This is a genomic window from Celeribacter indicus (genome assembly GCF_000819565.1).
Taxonomy (GTDB): domain Bacteria; phylum Pseudomonadota; class Alphaproteobacteria; order Rhodobacterales; family Rhodobacteraceae; genus Celeribacter; species Celeribacter indicus.
The window spans coordinates 4,174,213-4,191,533 of the sequence record NZ_CP004393.1; the positions used below are offsets into that span (position 1 = coordinate 4,174,213).

Annotated in this window: 15 protein-coding genes, 1 pseudogene and 1 other annotated feature; of the genes and pseudogenes, 12 read left to right on the forward strand and 4 right to left on the reverse strand. The window is 62.4% G+C overall.

Going from position 1 to position 17,321, the window contains the following annotated elements:
* Window positions 1–44: 44 nt before the first annotated feature.
* From P73_RS20440 to P73_RS20450, 3 genes are read right to left on the reverse strand one after another with little or no spacing between them, the layout of a single operon-like run.
* Entirely contained in the window at window positions 45–2,249 is a 2,205-nt protein-coding gene (locus tag P73_RS20440) for a polysaccharide biosynthesis tyrosine autokinase (protein WP_052453466.1), read from the reverse strand.
* A 7-nt stretch (window positions 2,250–2,256) separates the two neighbouring features.
* Window positions 2,257–2,694 (reverse strand): arsenate reductase/protein-tyrosine-phosphatase family protein, encoded by a 438-nt coding sequence (locus P73_RS20445; RefSeq protein WP_043872028.1) that lies wholly within the window; start codon window positions 2,692–2,694, stop codon window positions 2,257–2,259.
* 1 nt (window position 2,695) lies between these two features.
* The gene (locus tag P73_RS20450) at window positions 2,696–3,751 is read right to left on the reverse strand and encodes a polysaccharide biosynthesis/export family protein (protein WP_043871006.1); all 1,056 of its coding nucleotides are present in this window, start codon (window positions 3,749–3,751) and stop codon (window positions 2,696–2,698) included.
* A 443-nt stretch (window positions 3,752–4,194) separates the two neighbouring features.
* Here P73_RS20450 and P73_RS20455 point away from each other — a divergent pair, with 443 nt between their 5' ends.
* The 12 genes and pseudogenes from P73_RS20455 to P73_RS20520 all read left to right on the forward strand — a co-directional run bounded on the left by P73_RS20455 (window position 4,195) and on the right by P73_RS20520 (window position 16,136).
* Window positions 4,195–5,265, forward strand: a complete 1,071-nt coding sequence (locus P73_RS20455; protein ID WP_052453612.1) for an MraY family glycosyltransferase — start codon at window positions 4,195–4,197, stop codon at window positions 5,263–5,265.
* Window positions 5,266–5,280: 15 nt separating this feature from the next.
* Window positions 5,281–5,802, forward strand: coding sequence for a transcription termination/antitermination protein NusG (gene nusG / locus P73_RS20460; protein WP_043871007.1), 522 nt, complete (start codon window positions 5,281–5,283; stop codon window positions 5,800–5,802).
* 51 nt (window positions 5,803–5,853) lie between these two features.
* Entirely contained in the window at window positions 5,854–8,025 is a 2,172-nt protein-coding gene (locus P73_RS20465) for a YjbH domain-containing protein (RefSeq protein ID WP_082033318.1), read from the forward strand.
* Window positions 8,022–8,657: a YjbF family lipoprotein gene (locus tag P73_RS20470; RefSeq protein WP_043871008.1), complete on the forward strand. Its 636-nt coding sequence runs from the start codon at window positions 8,022–8,024 to the stop codon at window positions 8,655–8,657. The genes P73_RS20465 and P73_RS20470 overlap by 4 nt, the downstream gene beginning before the upstream one ends.
* A gap of 109 nt (window positions 8,658–8,766) precedes the next feature.
* On the forward strand, window positions 8,767–8,979 hold the full coding sequence (locus tag P73_RS26045; RefSeq protein WP_043871009.1) for a hypothetical protein: 213 nt from the start codon (window positions 8,767–8,769) through the stop codon (window positions 8,977–8,979).
* Between the two features lie 328 nt (window positions 8,980–9,307).
* Window positions 9,308–9,685 carry a MarR family EPS-associated transcriptional regulator gene (locus P73_RS20480; protein ID WP_043871010.1) on the forward strand — a complete coding sequence of 126 codons (378 nt, stop codon included), beginning with the start codon at window positions 9,308–9,310 and terminating at the stop codon, window positions 9,683–9,685.
* 103 nt (window positions 9,686–9,788) lie between these two features.
* Window positions 9,789–10,448, forward strand: coding sequence for a lipopolysaccharide biosynthesis protein (locus P73_RS20485; protein ID WP_139267167.1), 660 nt, complete (start codon window positions 9,789–9,791; stop codon window positions 10,446–10,448).
* Window positions 10,449–10,491: 43 nt separating this feature from the next.
* Window positions 10,492–11,843 (forward strand): IS3 family transposase gene (locus tag P73_RS20495; protein ID WP_139267244.1). Its coding sequence is split into 2 segments (ribosomal slippage): window positions 10,492–10,828 and window positions 10,828–11,843, totalling 1,353 coding nucleotides; the frame shifts between segments, so codons are not numbered across the junction.
* A 77-nt stretch (window positions 11,844–11,920) separates the two neighbouring features.
* Window positions 11,921–13,143 (forward strand): IS3 family transposase gene (locus P73_RS20505; protein ID WP_420836116.1). Its coding sequence is split into 2 segments (ribosomal slippage): window positions 11,921–12,209 and window positions 12,209–13,143, totalling 1,224 coding nucleotides; the frame shifts between segments, so codons are not numbered across the junction.
* Window positions 12,202–12,318: a sequence feature (AL1L pseudoknot), on the forward strand. Its footprint overlaps the gene before it by 117 nt.
* A gap of 92 nt (window positions 13,144–13,235) precedes the next feature.
* Window positions 13,236–13,697: pseudogene (locus P73_RS20510) on the forward strand (GDP-mannose 4,6-dehydratase); the annotation flags it as partial.
* Window positions 13,698–13,707: 10 nt separating this feature from the next.
* Entirely contained in the window at window positions 13,708–14,679 is a 972-nt protein-coding gene (gene fcl, locus P73_RS20515) for a GDP-L-fucose synthase (RefSeq protein ID WP_043871011.1), read from the forward strand.
* Between the two features lie 8 nt (window positions 14,680–14,687).
* On the forward strand, window positions 14,688–16,136 hold the full coding sequence (locus tag P73_RS20520) for a mannose-1-phosphate guanylyltransferase/mannose-6-phosphate isomerase (RefSeq protein WP_043871012.1): 1,449 nt from the start codon (window positions 14,688–14,690) through the stop codon (window positions 16,134–16,136).
* A 257-nt stretch (window positions 16,137–16,393) separates the two neighbouring features.
* Here the strand turns inward: P73_RS20520 and P73_RS20525 are convergent, their stop codons facing one another.
* Complete coding sequence (locus tag P73_RS20525; protein ID WP_043871013.1) at window positions 16,394–17,260, reverse strand: TauD/TfdA dioxygenase family protein; 867 nt, start codon at window positions 17,258–17,260, stop codon at window positions 16,394–16,396.
* Window positions 17,261–17,321 lie beyond the last annotated feature (61 nt).

Sequence of the window (17,321 nt, forward strand, 5' to 3'; positions counted from 1 at the left end):
GCACGCACTCTCCGCCCAGGCTTCTTACAACACCACAAAAGCCGTCACTTCTTCTTTCCCTGCCCATAGGCATAGCGATAGCTGTAGCTATAGCCATAGGCGCTGGAGGTGGCGCGTTTCGGATCGTAGGCGTTGAGCACCGCGCCGTTCAGCCGCAGGCCAGCGTTTAGATACTGTTTCTGCACCGCCTCGATTTCACGGACAGGCGTTTCGTCGAAACGTGTGACGAGCAGGGTGGCACCGACCGCCCGCGAAATGATCAGGGGATCGGTCACCGCGAGCACCGGCGGCGTGTCCACCAGCGTCAGGTCGAACCGGTCGTCGAGTTCCGCCAGCACCTCCCTGAACCTGTCGCGCATCAGGAGTTCTGACGGGTTCGGCGGGAAGGCGCCCGAGGGCAGCAGGTACAGATCGGGCAGCGGTCCCTCGACAAGCACGTCCTCGAGCGTCGCTTTTCCGCAGAGTACGTCGGACAGTCCGAGATGCACCTTCGGAATTCGGAAATAGCGGCGCAGGTAGCCCATGCGCAGGTCCGCATCGACAAGGCAGACCCGTTGCCCGGCCTGCGCCGCGACCACGCCGAGATTGGTCGAGACGAAGGACTTGCCCATGCCAGGCGCGGCACTCGTGATCGCCACCGTATGCGTGTCCGCGTCGAGCATGCCGAAATGCAGGCTCGTGCGGAGCGACCGGAACCCCTCGATCGCGAGGTCGTTCGGATGCGTGAGCGCATGCAGCGGCAGGTCGCCCTTGATCTTGCGGTGATTGGTCGCGTCGGGCATCAGGTTGATCGTGGCGAAGACCGGCAACCCCGTCGCCTCGATCTCCTGCGCATCGTGGACCCCACGGCGCAGCGCGGCACGGATGAGAACATAGGCGATGCCGAGGATCATCCCCAGCAGAATGGACAGGGCGAGGATGCGCGCGCGCGCCGGCGCGACAGGCTCGACGGCCGTCCGCGCCTGATCCACCACACGCACGTTGCCGATGGTGCTGGCGCTGAGCACCCGAAGTTCCTGCGCCCGGTTCAGGAGTTGGACATAGACCTCCTGGGCGAGTTCGAGATCGCGGGTCAGGTTGATGACCTCGCGCTGCGTTTCGGGCAGGACGTTCACCTCGTTTCGAAGTTCGGCCAGCCGGTCCTCCAGGCGCTGGCGCTCCGCCAGGAGTTGCTGGTAGACCGGGTGGTTCGGCGTATAGCGTTCCGAGACCTCGTCCTCACGCGCGTCCAGACGGCGCAGATCCGCTTCGAGCGTCGTGATCTGCGTGAGCGCACTCTGCGCCTCGAAGCTCAGGTCGATCGCCGATTGTTCGGAGCGATAGTCGTTCAGCGCGGCCTCGGCCGAGCGTACCTCCGCCTCGGCCGCCGGAAGCTGGCTTTCGACGAAGCTGAGGCTGCTGTCCGCCTCCGCGGCGGAGCGCGCGATGTTCTGGCTCAGGTAGGCGTCCGTGATCGCCCGCAATTCCCGCTCCGCATCCTGGCGGTCACGCGACACCATCCCCAGTTCGAGGATGTTGGTCTGCCGTCCGCGCTCACTGACGCTGAATCGTCCCCTGAGCCGTGCGATTGCGCCGTCCTCGCTGAGCTGACGAATGGTGAATTCTCGCCCCGGCTCCCCGATCACCGATCCGACGCGGATGGCGAAGCCCGCCGCCTCGTCGCGCACCATCTCTCCCACCCGGCCTGATATCCGTGTTTCGTTCGGCAGGATCAGTTCGAAGCTGTCCGCCTCCCCGAGCACCAGCTCGACAGGCCTCTCGTCGGGCATCGAGAGCCACTCCGGCGGAACCTCCAGATATTCGAGGGTGAGGCGGTCCCCGGCACGGGCAAAGCTGTCGAACCAGCCCAGGTCGGGAACCGGGATGCCGAGCCGGAACAGGACATTCAGGAGCACCGGAGGCGTCTTGGCCTCCGCCACCCAGTCGAAATGGCCGCTCGCGACCGCCTGCCCCATCACGAAACGCGACCTGAGGATTTCGATCTCCGCCGCGCTGCGCGGCTCCTCCCCGGTCAGTTCCGACAGGCTCGTCGGCAGGACGAGCTGCCCGCCCTTTTCCTCGAGCTGCAAGAGCGCATCGGCGCGATAGGTCGGCGGGGTGCCCATAGCGAAGATGAAGCCGAGGAGGCCAACGACACAGGTGATCGCCAGAACATGAAGCTTGCTGCCCCAGATGCGCCGCGCCAAATCCAGCAGGTCGATCTCGTTCTCCTGCGTCTCATGCACCGTTTCGACGGTCATCGGTTTCATGACGTCCCTATCCCTTGATCAATCGTCCCGCCCAGGCGTCTGCCGCCGTGGCGATCTCTTCAAATACAATTTCATGGACACGCCGCTCCCGCCGATAAGGGTCCGCGATTCCCTGACGGCCTGTCCACTGATCAAAAAGCATCGTCCGGCCTGACAGCTGGGGCGCGGTCCGCAATATGTCCCGCTTGTGCCCCGGCTCCATCACGAGGATGAGATCGAACTGACTGCCGAGCGCCGGGGTGAACTGCTTTGCGACATGTCCCTCGAGCGACAGTCCCTTCGCGCTCGCGACGGCCGACATGGTCTCGTCCGCGGCATGACCGACGAGCGCGCCGATTCCGGCGGAGGAGATCGTCATCTCCGGCAAGGCAGCCTGGAGGAGCCGTTCTCCCACCGGAGAGCGGCAAATGTTTCCGACACACACCACGAGAACCGATGAAAACACCTCACTCCCCAACGACGGTTTCGATGGTCCTGCCGAACCCGATCGACGGCAGCAACTGGCTGATCACGTCGTTCCATTTGCTGACGGGCGCGCGCGTGATGTAGATCACGTCATTGCTCGCCAGCATGAATTCGGTGCCGAGCAGCAGGCCCGCCGGCGAGCCGATCTCGAGCTGGAACACGGTGATGCCCTCGCCGGACTGCTTGTTGCGGAAGATGAAGACGCCTCTGGCATCCGCGCGGCGTTCATCGACCCCGCCCTGCCGGGTGATCGCCTGGGTCAGGTTGATCGGTTCGATCGACAGATCGACCGGCGCGGGATCCGCGATCTGGCCAAGCAGATAGGCTTCACGCGTCGGGCGGCGCGGCACGGAAATCACGTCATTGGCAACGAGGATCGGATTGTGGCGCGGGCCGCTTCCGCTCATGAAGAGCGCGAGGTTGATGTTGTAGGTCCGCCCCCCGCGCTGAAGCTTGACGCGGCTCAGGTCGCCATTCTCGGTGAACCCCCCGGCCGCGTTGATCGCCGCGAGCACCGTCAGCGGCGTCGCGCGCAACGGCTGGGTGTTCGGCGCCTTCACCTCGCCGGAGACGATCACCGACTGGGAGTTGAAGCCCGACATCCGCACCTGCAATTCGGGCGTCGGAATATATTCCGTCAGCCGCTCGGTCAGATCCTCGCGAATGTGATCGGGCGTGCGGCCTGCGGCAGGCACCTCGCCCACATAGGGATAATAGATCGTACCGTTCGCCTGGACACGGAAGCCAGGTTCGGCCTCACTGTTGCCCTCGACCGGCGGGAGGCGCAATTCGGGATGATCGAAGACCTCGATGTTCAGCACGTCCCCGACGCCCACCTGATAGTTCCAGACCTGGGCCTGCGGGACGAAATCGGTTTTGGGTGCAATCTCAGGTTGAGTGTAGGCATCGATGTTTTCGCGGCTAAGGCGAATCACCTCGATCTCCGGCGGCAGATCCGCCTGCTTCGTCTCGGAGACCGGGAAACTAACATGACCTCCTTCGCATCCTGCCAGGGTCAACCCCAGCAAAAACAGCATCAACAATTTCCGCAAACCCGATTCCCTTACCTCAATATGCGCTTTGGCCTTTACAACCCACACCCAAGACTGGTCCCATGTGGCAGACAACACCCTTCTACCCGCAGAGACGGACGAGGCCAACGTACAATATCGCTTACCTCGACGTGTCGCCGCCGAAGGTGTAGTCTGAAAACCGCAGTCTTTCTTTGACCCTGTGCTCACTTTGATCGGGATGCCTGGTATGCATGTCAAAAATATTTTCATTAAGTCTGGTATTGGAAAGAGTGCGCGGTTCTGCGTAACGTACTTAAGTATGGATCAGCCTAAAGTTATGCCAATCCCTACCCAAACGGAGTAGAGGCAATAAAATGGTGGATGGAGTGATGTTGTTTCATGTGACGCTTTCCTTTTGTATCTCGGCGCTTATCTGCGGGATCATTCTTCTGACGAAGTCGCGGCAGATGGCCTATATACACCGGCGGGAAGACGTCAGGGCGGTCCAGGCGGCGCATTCCGTCCCCACACCCCGCATCGGGGGAATCGCCGTCCTGAGCGGCACCGTAATCGCGGGCCTGCTGTCCGAGAACATCTCCGTCCAGACCACATGGCTGCTGGCGCCCTCCCTCGTTCCCGTCGTCTTTGCGGGGCTTGCCGAGGATCTAGGCTATAACGTTCGACCGCGCGTCCGGCTCCTCGCCGCTGCGCTCTCCTCCGCGCTCTGCATCGGCCTTTTCGATGTCTGGATCCCGCGCACGGACATGCCGGGCCTCGATCTCCTGATCTCCCTCGCCCCGGTCGCCATCGCCCTGACCATTCTCGGCGGGGCGGGCATCTGCAACGCGTTCAACCTGGTCGACGGGCTGAACGGGCTGTCGAGCCTGATAGGAATCACCGTCGCACTTTCGCTCGCGGTGATCGCGCAACAGGGCGGTCGGCCGGAGATTATGGCCTGGGGCCTCGTCCTCGCCGCCGCTCTCGGCGGATTCCTGCTGTTCAATTTTCCCTTCGGCAAGATCTTCATGGGAGACGCGGGCGCCTACGGCATCGGCCACCTGCTCGCCTGGCTCTCCTTCCTGCTGCTGGCCCTCCTTCCGACGCTGACGCCCTGGGCACTGCTTCTGGTGTTCTTCTGGCCGCTCGCCGACACGGCGCTCGCGATCGCCCGGCGCAGACGCGCGGGCAAACCGACGGACCAGCCCGACCGGCTTCATTTCCACCAGCTCGTCATGCGGATGCTCGAAATCAGCAAGCTGGGACGGAACACCCGTCACATCGCCAACCCGCTGTCGACCCTCGTGATGGTGCCGATGTTCGTCGCCCCTTCGGTCGCCGGGGTGATGTTCTGGAACAATCCGGACGCCGCGGCACTGGCGCTGCTCCTCTTCTCCGTGCTGTTCGTGACCACCTATTCCACGGGCATCCTCGTCGCACGCTCCTGCCGGCGCCGCTCCGGCCGCCGCTTCCTTCTCGAGCTCGCCCTCGGGAAGGTGGGACTGCTCCGCAAACAGATCCCGGCGCCCACGGGCCGCTGAGATCACGGTGACGTAATGAGTTTCGAGACTTCCGCAGGGCAGGACTGGCGCTGGTACATTCTTCAGCTCAGGCCGAACTGCCTGAACATGGCGATCACCCATCTGAAGCGCCAGTCCTTCCAGGTGTTCAATCCGACGCATGACGTCCCGGTGACCCGCGCGAACAGGTTCGAGACGCGGCGCGAGCAGCTCTTTCCCGGATATCTGTTCGTCGCGCTCGATCCGCTCGGCACGGCCTGGCGCAAGGTGAACAGCACGCGCGGCGTGGCACGTCTCGTGTCCTTCGCAAATCGCCCGTCTCCGGTGCCCTCGGATCTCATGTCCGATCTGGTGATCCGCTGCGACAGCGGCGGGCGGCTGCTGCCGGACGCAGAGCTCGCGGAGGGAGACGCCGTCCGGGTCAGATCGGGTCCTTTCGCCAATTTCACCACGATGGTGGAACGGATCGACAGGGAAAAGCGGATCTGGGTGCTGCTGGAAATACTGGGGCGGGAAACACGGGTTGCATTGCGTGGCTCTGAACTGCAACGTGCCTGAAAGGGTACAGGCGCATAAGCGCAACCGACGGATTTGAAAGGCGCTTCGGGAATGATCCAGCACAAGACGATCCTTACACGCGGGACGCGCACGGGACGGAGCCTTTTCGCAGCAAGCCTCCTGCTCCTCGGACCGGTCACCGGGGCCGCCGCGCAGGACGGACCGCCCGCCGGCATCGCCCGCGCGCCCACCCTGAGCTATAACCTCTTCGGCGCGCCTGGCCTCATCGACATGCCCTCCGCGGAGATGGCGGCGGAAGGCGACCTGTCTGCGACGGTCTCGCATTTCGGTGGGACGACGCGGACAACGCTCAGCTTCCAGATCCTGCCGCGCCTGGCGGGCAGCTTCCGCTATTCCCATATCGACCCCTACAACACGGACGGCGACGAACTCTACGACCGCTCCTTCGACCTGCGATACCTGTTGCTCGAGGAAGGCCAATGGTCGCCGGCCCTGGCCATCGGCCTTCAGGATTTCATCGGGACGAGCGTTTATTCGAGCGAATACATCGTCGCGACCAAGCATATCACACCGACCCTCTCGGTGACCGGCGGCATCGGCTGGGGCCGGCTTGCGTCCTACGGGACTTTCGATAATCCGCTCGGCGCGATCAGCGATCATTTCGACACGCGCGAGGGCGGCTTCGTCGGACGCGGCGGCCGCCCCAAGCCCTCGCGCTGGTTCACCGGCGACGCCGCAGCCTTCGGCGGATTGGCCTGGCAGGTGACCGACAAGCTGGTGTTCAAGGCGGAATATTCCTCGGACGACTTCGATCGTGAACGCCGGTCCGGGGCGAACGACTGGGAGAGCCCGTTCAACTTCGGGCTCGACTACCGCCTCGCACAGAACATCTCTGCCCAAGGATATTATCTTCACGGCACCGAGGTCGGCGCGTCGCTGACATTGACGTTCAATCCGCGGGAGTCCACCGCCTACGGTGGCCTCGAACCTGCCCCACCCCCTGTTGCGGTCCGCGCCCCCGGCGCCTCGGCCGATCTCGGCTGGACCACCGGCGAAACCGTCACGACGGACTCCCTTGCGCAGACGCGCAAGATGATGAACACGCTCGGCCTGGATTTCGAGGCGGTGTCGCTGAGCGCAGACACGGTGACCCTGAAGCTGCGCAATCACCGTTATGGCGCCTCCGCCGAGGCCGTCGGCCGCGCCGCCCGCGTGATGACCCGCACCCTGCCCGCCTCGGTGGAAACCTTCCGGATCATCCCCATCGAGAACGGCCAGCCGCAGTCGATGGTGACCCTGAAGCGGCGCGATCTCGAGGCATTCGAATTCGCAGCGCGCGCCCCTCAGGAAAGCCGCGCGCGGGCACAGATCGACGAAGCGCCCCTCGGCGATGCCGATCAGATCGCGCCCGAGGATCTCTATCCGCGGTTCCGCTGGTCGCTCGGCCCCTATATCGCGCTGTCCTACTTCGACCCTGACCGTCCTGTCAGAGCGGATCTGGGCCTCGAACTGAATGCGCAATACGATCTCTCCCCCGGCGTGAGAATCTCCGGCGCGCTGCGCAAGAAACTCGCCGGCAATGTCGGCGGCAGCGATCCGTCGAATTCGGTCCTGCCGCATGTCCGCTCCGACGCCAGTCTCTATTCCGAGGAAGGCGATCCGGGGATCGAGCATCTGACCGCCGCCCATTTCGGGCGACCGGGGGAACATCTCTACAGCCGCATCACCGCCGGACTGCTCGAACCGATGTTCGCGGGCATCTCCGGAGAACTGCTGTGGAAACCGGTCGACAGCCGCCTCGCGCTCGGGGCCGAAGTGAACTACGTCTGGCAACGGGAATTCGACCAGATGTTCGGTCTCCAGGATTACGAGGTCGCGACCGGCCATGTCTCGGCCTATTACGATTTCGACCGCGGTTTCCTGGCGCAGGTCGACGTCGGGCGCTACCTTGCCGGCGACTGGGGGGCGACCTTCGCGCTCGATCGCGAGTTTCGCAACGGCTTCAGGGTCGGGGCCTATGTCACGCTGACCGACGTGTCTTTCGATGATTTCGGCGAAGGCTCCTTTGACAAGGGACTTCGGTTCACCATCCCCGTCGAGACACTCTTCGGCACGCCGGATCGCAGGGTACAGCAGACGACCCTGCAATCCCTCGCCCGCGACGGAGGCGCGCGCCTGCGCGTCGATGACCGCCTGTATGAAACCGTCCGCAAGAACCACGAAACCGCTCTGACGGAAAGCTGGGGGAGGTTCTGGAGATGACCGCAACCATGAAGCCGCTCGCCACGCTCGGCCTCACCCTCGCCCTTCTCTCCGCCTGCGGAACCGGTGACCGGTCGACCCTCGTCACGGTGGCGCAAACGGTGGCCTCGGGCGTCACCGCCAAGCCGCGACAGCCGACGACGATGGCGGATCTGCGCCGGGACGCGACGCCGGACACGATCGCCGCCCTTGGGGGGACGGTTCTTCTGGTGGAGGCGCCGCAACTCGGGCTGGCCTCCGGCTTCGTACCGGTCGCGCAGAATGGCGATGTGCTCACCTGGCACACCCAGAACGGTCAGTCCGCCGTGAGCCTGCGCAGCGGCGTGATCGTCGCCACCCGCGGCTTCGGCTATGATCTCGTCTCCTCGAGTATCCCGACCGCTCTCCTGAACCGACGGGAGGCGACAGCCGGCACAAAGATCATGCAGCATCTCGACGGCGAGAACAGGATCGTCAGCACGACCTACAATTGCAACTACACGAGAGAAAACTCCGTCCTGCATGAGCGCTGCCATGCGGCGGAGCACGCGTTCCACAACACGTACCAGATCGACGGGTCCGGCCGGATCAAGGCTTCGCGCCAATGGGTCAGTCCGCAGATCGGCTACCTGGTGATGGAAACCGTCACATGACGATTGCGGCCCGGCACAAATCGCGGGACAATAACATCGCGGACCGACCGCATGAGTGTGACAGTCAACTGCAACTTGATGAAACTTCAATTTAGACAGGAAAGTGACCATGAAACGACTTCTCGTTGCCACGACACTCCTCGCCTCCGTCGCGACCGCCGCGATGGCGCAGGAGGAAACCACGGCCACAACCACGACCACGACCACGCTGGGAGCCCCCGCCATCACGACCGCAGAAGCCGTCGGTGGCGCGATCGTCGGCGCGATCATCATCGGGATCGTCGCGAACGACAGCTCCTCGGACTCGACCAGCGGCACCTGAGGGGCGGGATGCGCATAGAACATGCGTGACGCCTCATCAACGTGTCCGAACAACGACGATGGGCGCCGCCCTTCAGAAGCGGCGCCCATCTCACGCCTCGGCCTTCGCCACGGCGACGGCCGACAGGACTCTTGTCCGGCCCCCTGACGCAGGATCGGCGGTTTTCCACCGGGAGGCGGCGGCCTCCATTCCTCCGGCATTTGCGTCTTTTCGCACCCGCAGAAACCTGTTAGCGTTCAACTATGAACGCATTCGCGCGAAACTTGCCGATTGCGGACGGGCGTGGCGCTGAGGCCACCTCCGGTGCGGTAGCCGTGGCGGCCCCGCAATGACGGAGAGCCGGCGCAAGACGATTCAGGAAGACATCCGCTTCCGCATTCTGCGCGAGATCGAACAGAACCCCGAGATCTCCCAGCGCGAGCTCTCCCGCGCCCTGGGCACGAGCCTCGGCCGGATCCACTACCTGCTGCACGCGCTCATCGAAAAGGGTCTGATCAAGGCCGGAAACTTCTCCGCCGCGGAGAACAAGGCCTCCTACCGCTACCTGCTCACCGCCAGGGGCGTGACCGAGAAAGCCCGCCTCACCCGACGGTTCCTCGCGCGCAAGATGGAAGAGTACGAGGCACTAACGGCAGAGATTGCACGGGTGCAGCGCGAGTTGGACGGAAGCGTGGAAGGGTGCAGGAGCGGGCGTGATGAGGGGTGAGGGTGTGGACCTGACCTTCGGAACCATTGAATCCGACGGAACCATTGAATCCGATGATGCAGTCTAGCAAGATCAGAACTCCCGCCAGTTGGGGAAAGCAAGCATGATGTTAGATGCTGGCAGAACCCTTTTCGCCCGCATTTTCGACCGCAATCACGCATCGGGAAGAGCGTCGCGCGGGATGCTCAAGATCATGTCGGGCAGCGTGACTGCGCGGATTGTCGGCCTCGCCTTGATGCCGCTTCTGACGCGGATTTATGCGCCCGAAGACTTCGGCACCCTTTCAGTCTATACTGCCTTCGTCCTTCTGTTTCAGCCGCTATTGTCTATGCGGTTCGTAATGGCCATTCCCTTGCCCCGGCGCGATGCGACAGCGATCAATATCCTCGCTCTGTCCTTGCTCGTTGCGGCAGTCCTCTATTTGTGCCTCTCCGCCGCACTTCTGTTCGCTCCGTCACAGGTGCTCGCCTTGACCGAAGCGGAGTTGCTTCGCCCCTACGTCTGGCTGATCCTCCTGTCATTGCCGTTTATCGTCTTCTCCGAAGCGATGTCCGCATGGGCGACCCGGAAACGTCGCTATGGGGCCATGGCAAAAAGCGAAATCGGATCCAGAGGGATCTCGGATGTCAGCAAAGTCCTGTTGGGGCTTCTGGGAGTAAAGCCATTCGGTCTCTTGCTCGGGCAGGCGATGGTTCAGATCGCGCTGAGCCTTGGTTTCCTGTGTGTGACGTCAGCGCCAATGGGACAGCTTAGGGCGATTTGATAAGAGAGGATTTCTGGCTCATCGTAACCACCAAGGAGTGAAGATGAGACAGAAATCCGTACCCAAACAGAGCCATGGCGAGAAGGTTGTCAAAGACATCCGGCGCGCAACCCGCAAACAGTATTCAGCGGAAGAGAAGATCAGGATCGTGTTGGATGGCCTGAAAGGTGAGGACAGCATTGCTGAGCTGTGTCGCCGGGAAGGTATCGCTCAGAGCCTGTATTACAGCTGGTCGAAGGAATTCCTCGAGGCCGGCAAGAAGCGTCTCGCCGGCGACACGGCGCGAGAGGCAAACTCGACCGAAGTCAAAACCCTGCGTCGTGAATCCCGCGAACTCAAAGAAGTTGTTGCCGAGCAGGCGCTCGAGCTTCGCCTGCTCAAAAAAAGCATTCTCGGGGATGGGGGCGACGACTCATGAGATACCCTGCATCCGAGAAGCTGGAGATCATTCGTTTGGTCGAGCAGTCGCACTTGCCGACGAAGCGAACCTTGGACAAGCTGGGCATCCCCAGGGCTACCTTCTACCGCTGGTATGATCGGTATCTATCGGGCGGCCCCGAAGCGCTGGAAGATCGCAGTTCGAGACCGTCACGGGTCTGGAACCGTATTCCCGAGCCTGTTCGCAAGAAGGTCGTTAGCTTGGCGCTGGAGGAAAGCGAACTGTCGCCGCGGGAACTGGCCGTGCGCTTCACGGACACGGAAAAATATTTTGTATCAGAGTCTTCCGTGTATCGCGTCCTCAAGGAGCACGACCTGATCACAAGCCCGGCTTACGTGGTTTTATCCGCCGCCGATGAGTTCAAGGACAAGACGACGAGACCCAACCAGCTTTGGCAGACCGACTTCACCTATCTGAAGGTCATCGGTTGGGGCTGGTTCTACCTGTCGACCATCCTGGATGATTACAGTCGCTATATCATCGCCTGGAAACTCTGCACCACGATGAAGGCGGGGGATGTGACCGACACGCTGGATCTGGCGTTGCAGGCCTCCGGCTGCGATCAGGCAACCGTCGTTCACAAACCGCGGCTCCTCAGTGACAACGGAGCCAGTTACATCTCGGTTGAACTGGCTGAGTGGCTGGAAGATCAAAAAATGGAGCATGTTCGCGGTGCCCCATATCACCCGCAAACCCAAGGTAAGATCGAGCGGTGGCACCAGACCCTGAAAAACCGGATCCTGCTGGAGAACTATTACCTGCCCGGCGAACTCAGCAGCCAAATTGAGGCCTTCGTCGAGCATTACAACCACCGGCGCTATCATGAGAGCCTGCATAACCTCACGCCCGCCGATGTCTACTTCGGTCGCGGACAAGCCATTCTAAAACAACGAGAGAGGATCAAACGAAAAACCATCGAAACGCGACGTTTGCTTCACCGCAATTCCGCCGCATAATTAAATCAACCGGATGAGCCAGACTGAACCGCTCCGGGTTTGCCGGAGGCTCCAACTCTTGAGTAGGATGGAGCATCATGAGCAAGACAACGAACAAATATTCCCCTGAAGTGCGCGAGCGAGCGGTTCGTATGGTTTTGGACAACGCCGGTCAGCATGAGAGCCGCTGGCAAGCGATCGTATCGATCTCGGCGAAGATAGGCTGTTCGACGAACACGCTGAATGACTGGGTCAAAAAGGCAGAGATTGATCGTGGCGACCGTGCTGGGGTCAGTACCGAGATGGCCGAGAAGATGAAGGCGCTGGAGCGCGAGAACCGCGAACTCAAGCAGGCGAATGAGATCCTGCGGAAGGCGTCGGCGTATTTTGCGATGGCGGAGCTCGACCGCCGACCGAAGTCATGATCGCCTTTATCGACGATTATCGTGGAGAGCTCGGGGTCGAGCCGATCTGCAAGCACCTGCCGATTGCCCCGTCCACATACTACGATCATCTGGCCAAACGGGCCGACCCTGATCTGCGCTCGGATCGGTTCAAGCGCGACGACGAGCTTCGCCCCGAGATCGAGCGCGTGTTCGATGAGAATTACAAGGTCTATGGCGTGCGCAAAGTCTGGCGCCAGATGCGGCGGGAAGGATTTGATGTGGCCCGATGCACGATAGCCCGGTTGATGAAGGATTTGGGCCTGCAGGGCGTCATCCGGGGCAAGCCGCATAAAACGACGATCCCTGACAAGAAGCAGCCGTGCCCGATGGACAAGGTAAACCGGCAATTCCGGGTGCCGGCACCGAACATGCTCTGGGTCAGCGATTTCACCTATGTCGCCACCTGGCAAGGGTTCGTTTATGTGGCATTCGTGATCGACACGTTCGCGCGCCGGATCGTTGGGTGGCGCGTCAGCCGCACGGCTCACACAGGCTTCGTTCTCGACGCTTTGGAACAGGCTGTTCATCAGCGGCAGCCTGGTGTGGGACTGATCCATCACTCAGACCGCGGATCGCAATACCTGGCGATAAAATACACCGAACGCTTGGCCGAGGCAGGAATCGAACCCTCGGTCGGCAGCGTCGGTGACAGCTATGACAACGCTTTGGCCGAGACAATCAATGGTCTCTTCAAGGCGGAGGTCATCCACCGCCGTGGCCCGTGGCGCAGTCTGGACGCCGTGGAATACGCCACTCTGGAATGGGTCGACTGGTTCAACAATCGCCGCCTCCTCGAGCCCATCGGGAACATCCCACCAGCGGAAGCAGAGGCAAACTTCTACGCAGCTCTGGTAACTAAGACCATAGCCGCATAACTTAAACCAAACAGCCTCCGGCAAACCCGGAGCGGTTCAGACCCTCTCTTAGTTCAGCCAACTAACTGCCCCAAATTATCTGACGACGGACAATCGACAGTCTGCGCGACTGGGGCCATGCGAAGGATTATGTGCGCATGCAGTGGATGATGCTCCAGCAGGACGCACCGGAGGATTTCGTGATTGCGACCGGCGTACAGTATTCCGTGCGGGAGTTCATCACCTGGACCGCGCGCGAACTGGGCATCGAGCTCGCATTCTCCGGTTCCGGCACCGAAGAGATCGCGACCGTCACCGCAGTCACGGGCAACATGGCTCCTGCGCTGCGGGCCGGCGACGTGATCATGCGCATCGACCCGCGCTATTTCCGCCCTGCCGAGGTGGACACGCTTCTGGGCGATCCCGCGAAGGCCAAGCAGAAACTCGGCTGGGTGCCGGAGATCACCGCGCAGGACATGTGCGCCGAGATGGTCGCGGAAGACCTGAAGTCCGCACGTCGCGTGGCGCTTCTGAAAGAGCATGGACTCGAACTGCCCGTGGCACTCGAAGGATGAGGCGCGAAGGATGACAAGGATCTATGTTGCAGGACACCGCGGGATGGTGGGCGGCGCAATTCTCCGCCAGCTCGAGGCACGGCACAAATCGGGCGCAGATCTGGAGATCGTGACCCGCACACATGCCGAGCTGGACCTGACAGACCAGGCGGCGGTCAGGGATTTCTTTGCCGGCGAGCGCCCCGATGCGGTCATCCTGGCGGCGGCAAAAGTCGGCGGCATCCATGCCAACAACAGCTATCCGGCGGAATTCATCTACGAAAACCTGATGATCGAATGCAATGTCATCCATCAGGCTTTCGCCAGTGGCGTCACCCGCCTCCTGCAACTCGGCTCCTCCTGCATCTATCCCAAAGCGGCGGCGCAGCCGATGCGAGAGGACGCGCTGCTGACCGGTACGCTGGAGCCGACGAACGAACCCTATGCGATCGCGAAGATCGCCGGGATCAAGCTCTGCGAAAGCTACAATCGCCAGCATGGCACGGATTTTCGCTCGGTCATGCCGACGAACCTCTACGGGCCGGGGGACAATTTCCATCCCGAGAACAGCCATGTGCTTCCCGCGCTGATCCGCCGCTTTCACGAGGCAGCGGTCGGCGGTCGTGAGGAGGTGGTGATCTGGGGCTCAGGCACGCCCCGGCGCGAGTTTCTGCATGTCGACGACATGGCGGCCGCCTCGCTCTTCGTCTTCGATCTGCCGAAAGCGGAGTATGAGGCCAATACCGAACCGATGCTGAGCCATATCAATGTCGGATCGGGCACGGATATCTCCATCCTCGACCTCGCGCGGCTCGTCGCCAAGGTGACGGGCTTCGAAGGGAGGATCACCACCGATCCGGGGAAACCCGATGGCACGCCGCGCAAGCTCATGGACGTGAGCCGGCTCGACAGGATGGGATGGCGGTCCACAATCGCGCTCGAGGACGGGATCGCGGAGACCTACCGCTGGTTCCTCGATCACCAGGCCGATCTCAGAAACTGAGGATAGTCATGACCCACCCCATTCATCCCGTCCTTCTCTGCGGCGGCTCCGGCACGCGGCTCTGGCCCCTGTCGCGCAAGTCCTATCCCAAACAATTCGTCAGGCTCGTCGGAGAGGAGAGCCTTTTCCAGGCTTCCGCGCGCCGCCTGAGCGGCGAAGGCTTCGCGCCGCCCGCAATCGTGACCGGATCGGATTTCCGCTTCATCGTTCTCGAACAGCTCGCAGGCGTCGAAATCGCGCCGGGGGATGTGCTCATCGAGCCGGAGGCGAAGAACACGGCGGCGGCGATCTGCGCAGCGGCTCTCACGCTCGAGGCGCGCGCACCCGGTTCGGTGATGCTCGTGGCCCCTTCCGATCACGTCATTCCGGACGCGGAGCGATTCCGTGAGGCCGTCAGAGCGGCCACTCCCGCCGCGCTCGACGGGGATCTCGTCACCTTCGGCATCCGGCCGGATCGACCCGAGACCGGCTATGGCTGGCTCAAGCTTTCCCAGGAGCCTGACGCGGAGTTCAGTGCCGCGCCGCAACCGCTCAAGGCCTTTGTCGAGAAACCCGACCGCGCCACGGCCGAGGCGCTTTTGGCCGATGGCATGCATCTCTGGAACGCCGGCATCTTCCTCTTCACCACCACCGCGATCCTCGAGGCCTTCGCGCGTCATGCGCCGGACACCCTGGCCGCGACACGGGCCGCGGTCGAGGGCGCCGAACGCGATCTCGGCTTCACCCGCCTCGCCCCCGCGCCCTGGTCGGATCTCGAAGACATCTCCATCGACTATGCGGTGATGGAGCGGTCCGAAAACCTTGCGGTCGTGCCCTATGCGGGCCGCTGGTCCGATCTGGGGGACTGGCATGCCGTCTGGCGCGAGGGCGACGCCGATCCCGCAGGCGTCGTCACCACGGGGCAGGCGACCGCGATAGGCTGCACCAACACGCTCTTGCATGCGACGAGCGAGGCGCAGGAGATCGTCGGTATCGGCCTCGAGAATATCGTCGCGGTTGCCATGCCCGATGCGGTGCTCATCGCGCACAAGGATCAAGCGCAGGACGTGAAGACCGCCGTCGCCGCCCTCAAGTCCAGGGATGTGCCTCAGGCCGAGACCCTGCCGCGCGACTTCCGCCCCTGGGGCTGGTACGAAAGCCTGGTCGTGGGGCAACGCTTTCAGGTGAAACGGATCCATGTCCACCCCGGCGCGGCGCTGAGCCTGCAAAGTCATCACCACCGCGCCGAGCACTGGATCGTCGTCGCAGGCACCGCGCAGGTCACCGTCAATGACGAGACGAAGCTCGTGACGGAGAACCAGTCCGTCTACATCCCCCTCGGCGCGGTGCATCGCATGGAGAACCCCGGCAAGGTGCCGCTGACCCTGATCGAGGTTCAGACCGGCAGTTACCTCGGCGAGGACGACATTATCCGCTACGATGACGTCTATGCGCGGGGGCAAGGCGCGAAGGGGTGAGGCAGTAGAAAGCACCATTATACTAGACCATGCGACACTGCCGCTGAAGCGATCCCCGTGTTTGGACCAGCAGCGGGCAGAGTTTTCCGGCTATGGTCGGGGTGACGGGCTGGTTGCGTTTCGACATATCTGCTCTCCTTCTCGTCGAAAATCAGCAGATTGCAGATCGTAGCTTAGGTCAGTGTCCGAATTGCGGGCGGGAGCTCAAACACAGGGGATAGACGGTCTTACGAAGCACCATCGTCCCTGGCCCATCATTAACCAACAGCCGCAATCGGTTTCTCGCCCTTAACCCAAGAACGGTGGATCAGGCGCCGTTCCGTCTTCGTGTCGTAAGGTGTCCCGATGTGGAGAACGATCCGGTTGTCCCAGAGCAGCACATCCCCCGCCTCCCATTTGTGTTCGTAGACATGTGCGGGATCGCAGGCAACGGCGAACATGCGATCCACGAAGTCTTGGGCATCCTCATCCGAAAAGCCGTCGATCCCGATGCAGTCGCCGCGATTGATGTAGATGCATTCCCTGCCCGTCTCCGGATGGATACGGAGGATCGGATGGCTCGACGGCGGGCGCTGCGCCTCCTCTTCAGGCGTAATCTCGCGGGCGTCGGGACGTGCGCGGATCAGTTTCCAGATACTGTAATGCGCCGATTTTCCCCGCAACGACCGGATCTCCTCCGGCGTGAGGCTGTCATAGGCGCGCCGCAGACTGCCGAAGGCGGTTCCTCCCCCTATCGCAGGCACTTCAAGGCCGTGGAGCACCGTGATCGAGGTCGGCTGCGCATTGAACGCTGCGTCGGTATGCCACGTCCGGCCCGCGTCGGTGCTGCCAATGGGTTTTCCATCAACCTTGATGTTGGAGAGGATCGCAATCTGTTCATGACCGGGCACCGGAAATTCCCGCGCCGTGGTGGGAACCGGTTCACCGAACAGGGAAGTGAGGGCCACCTGCTCGGCGGGCGTGATCTTCTGGTCCTTGAAAACCACCACGCCCCTGTCCGCAAGGAGCAGCCTCAACTCCTGGGCGAAGGTTTCGCTCAGGCAATCGGGCAGAGACAGCCCCCGGATGCTGGTTCCGAGATCCGGACGCAGTTGCGTGAGTTCTGCACTGTCGAAGATGGACATTGTCATTCTCCTCTGATGATCTTCGGGACTTGCTCGGCGCACCCTGAGGACAGCCGGTGCA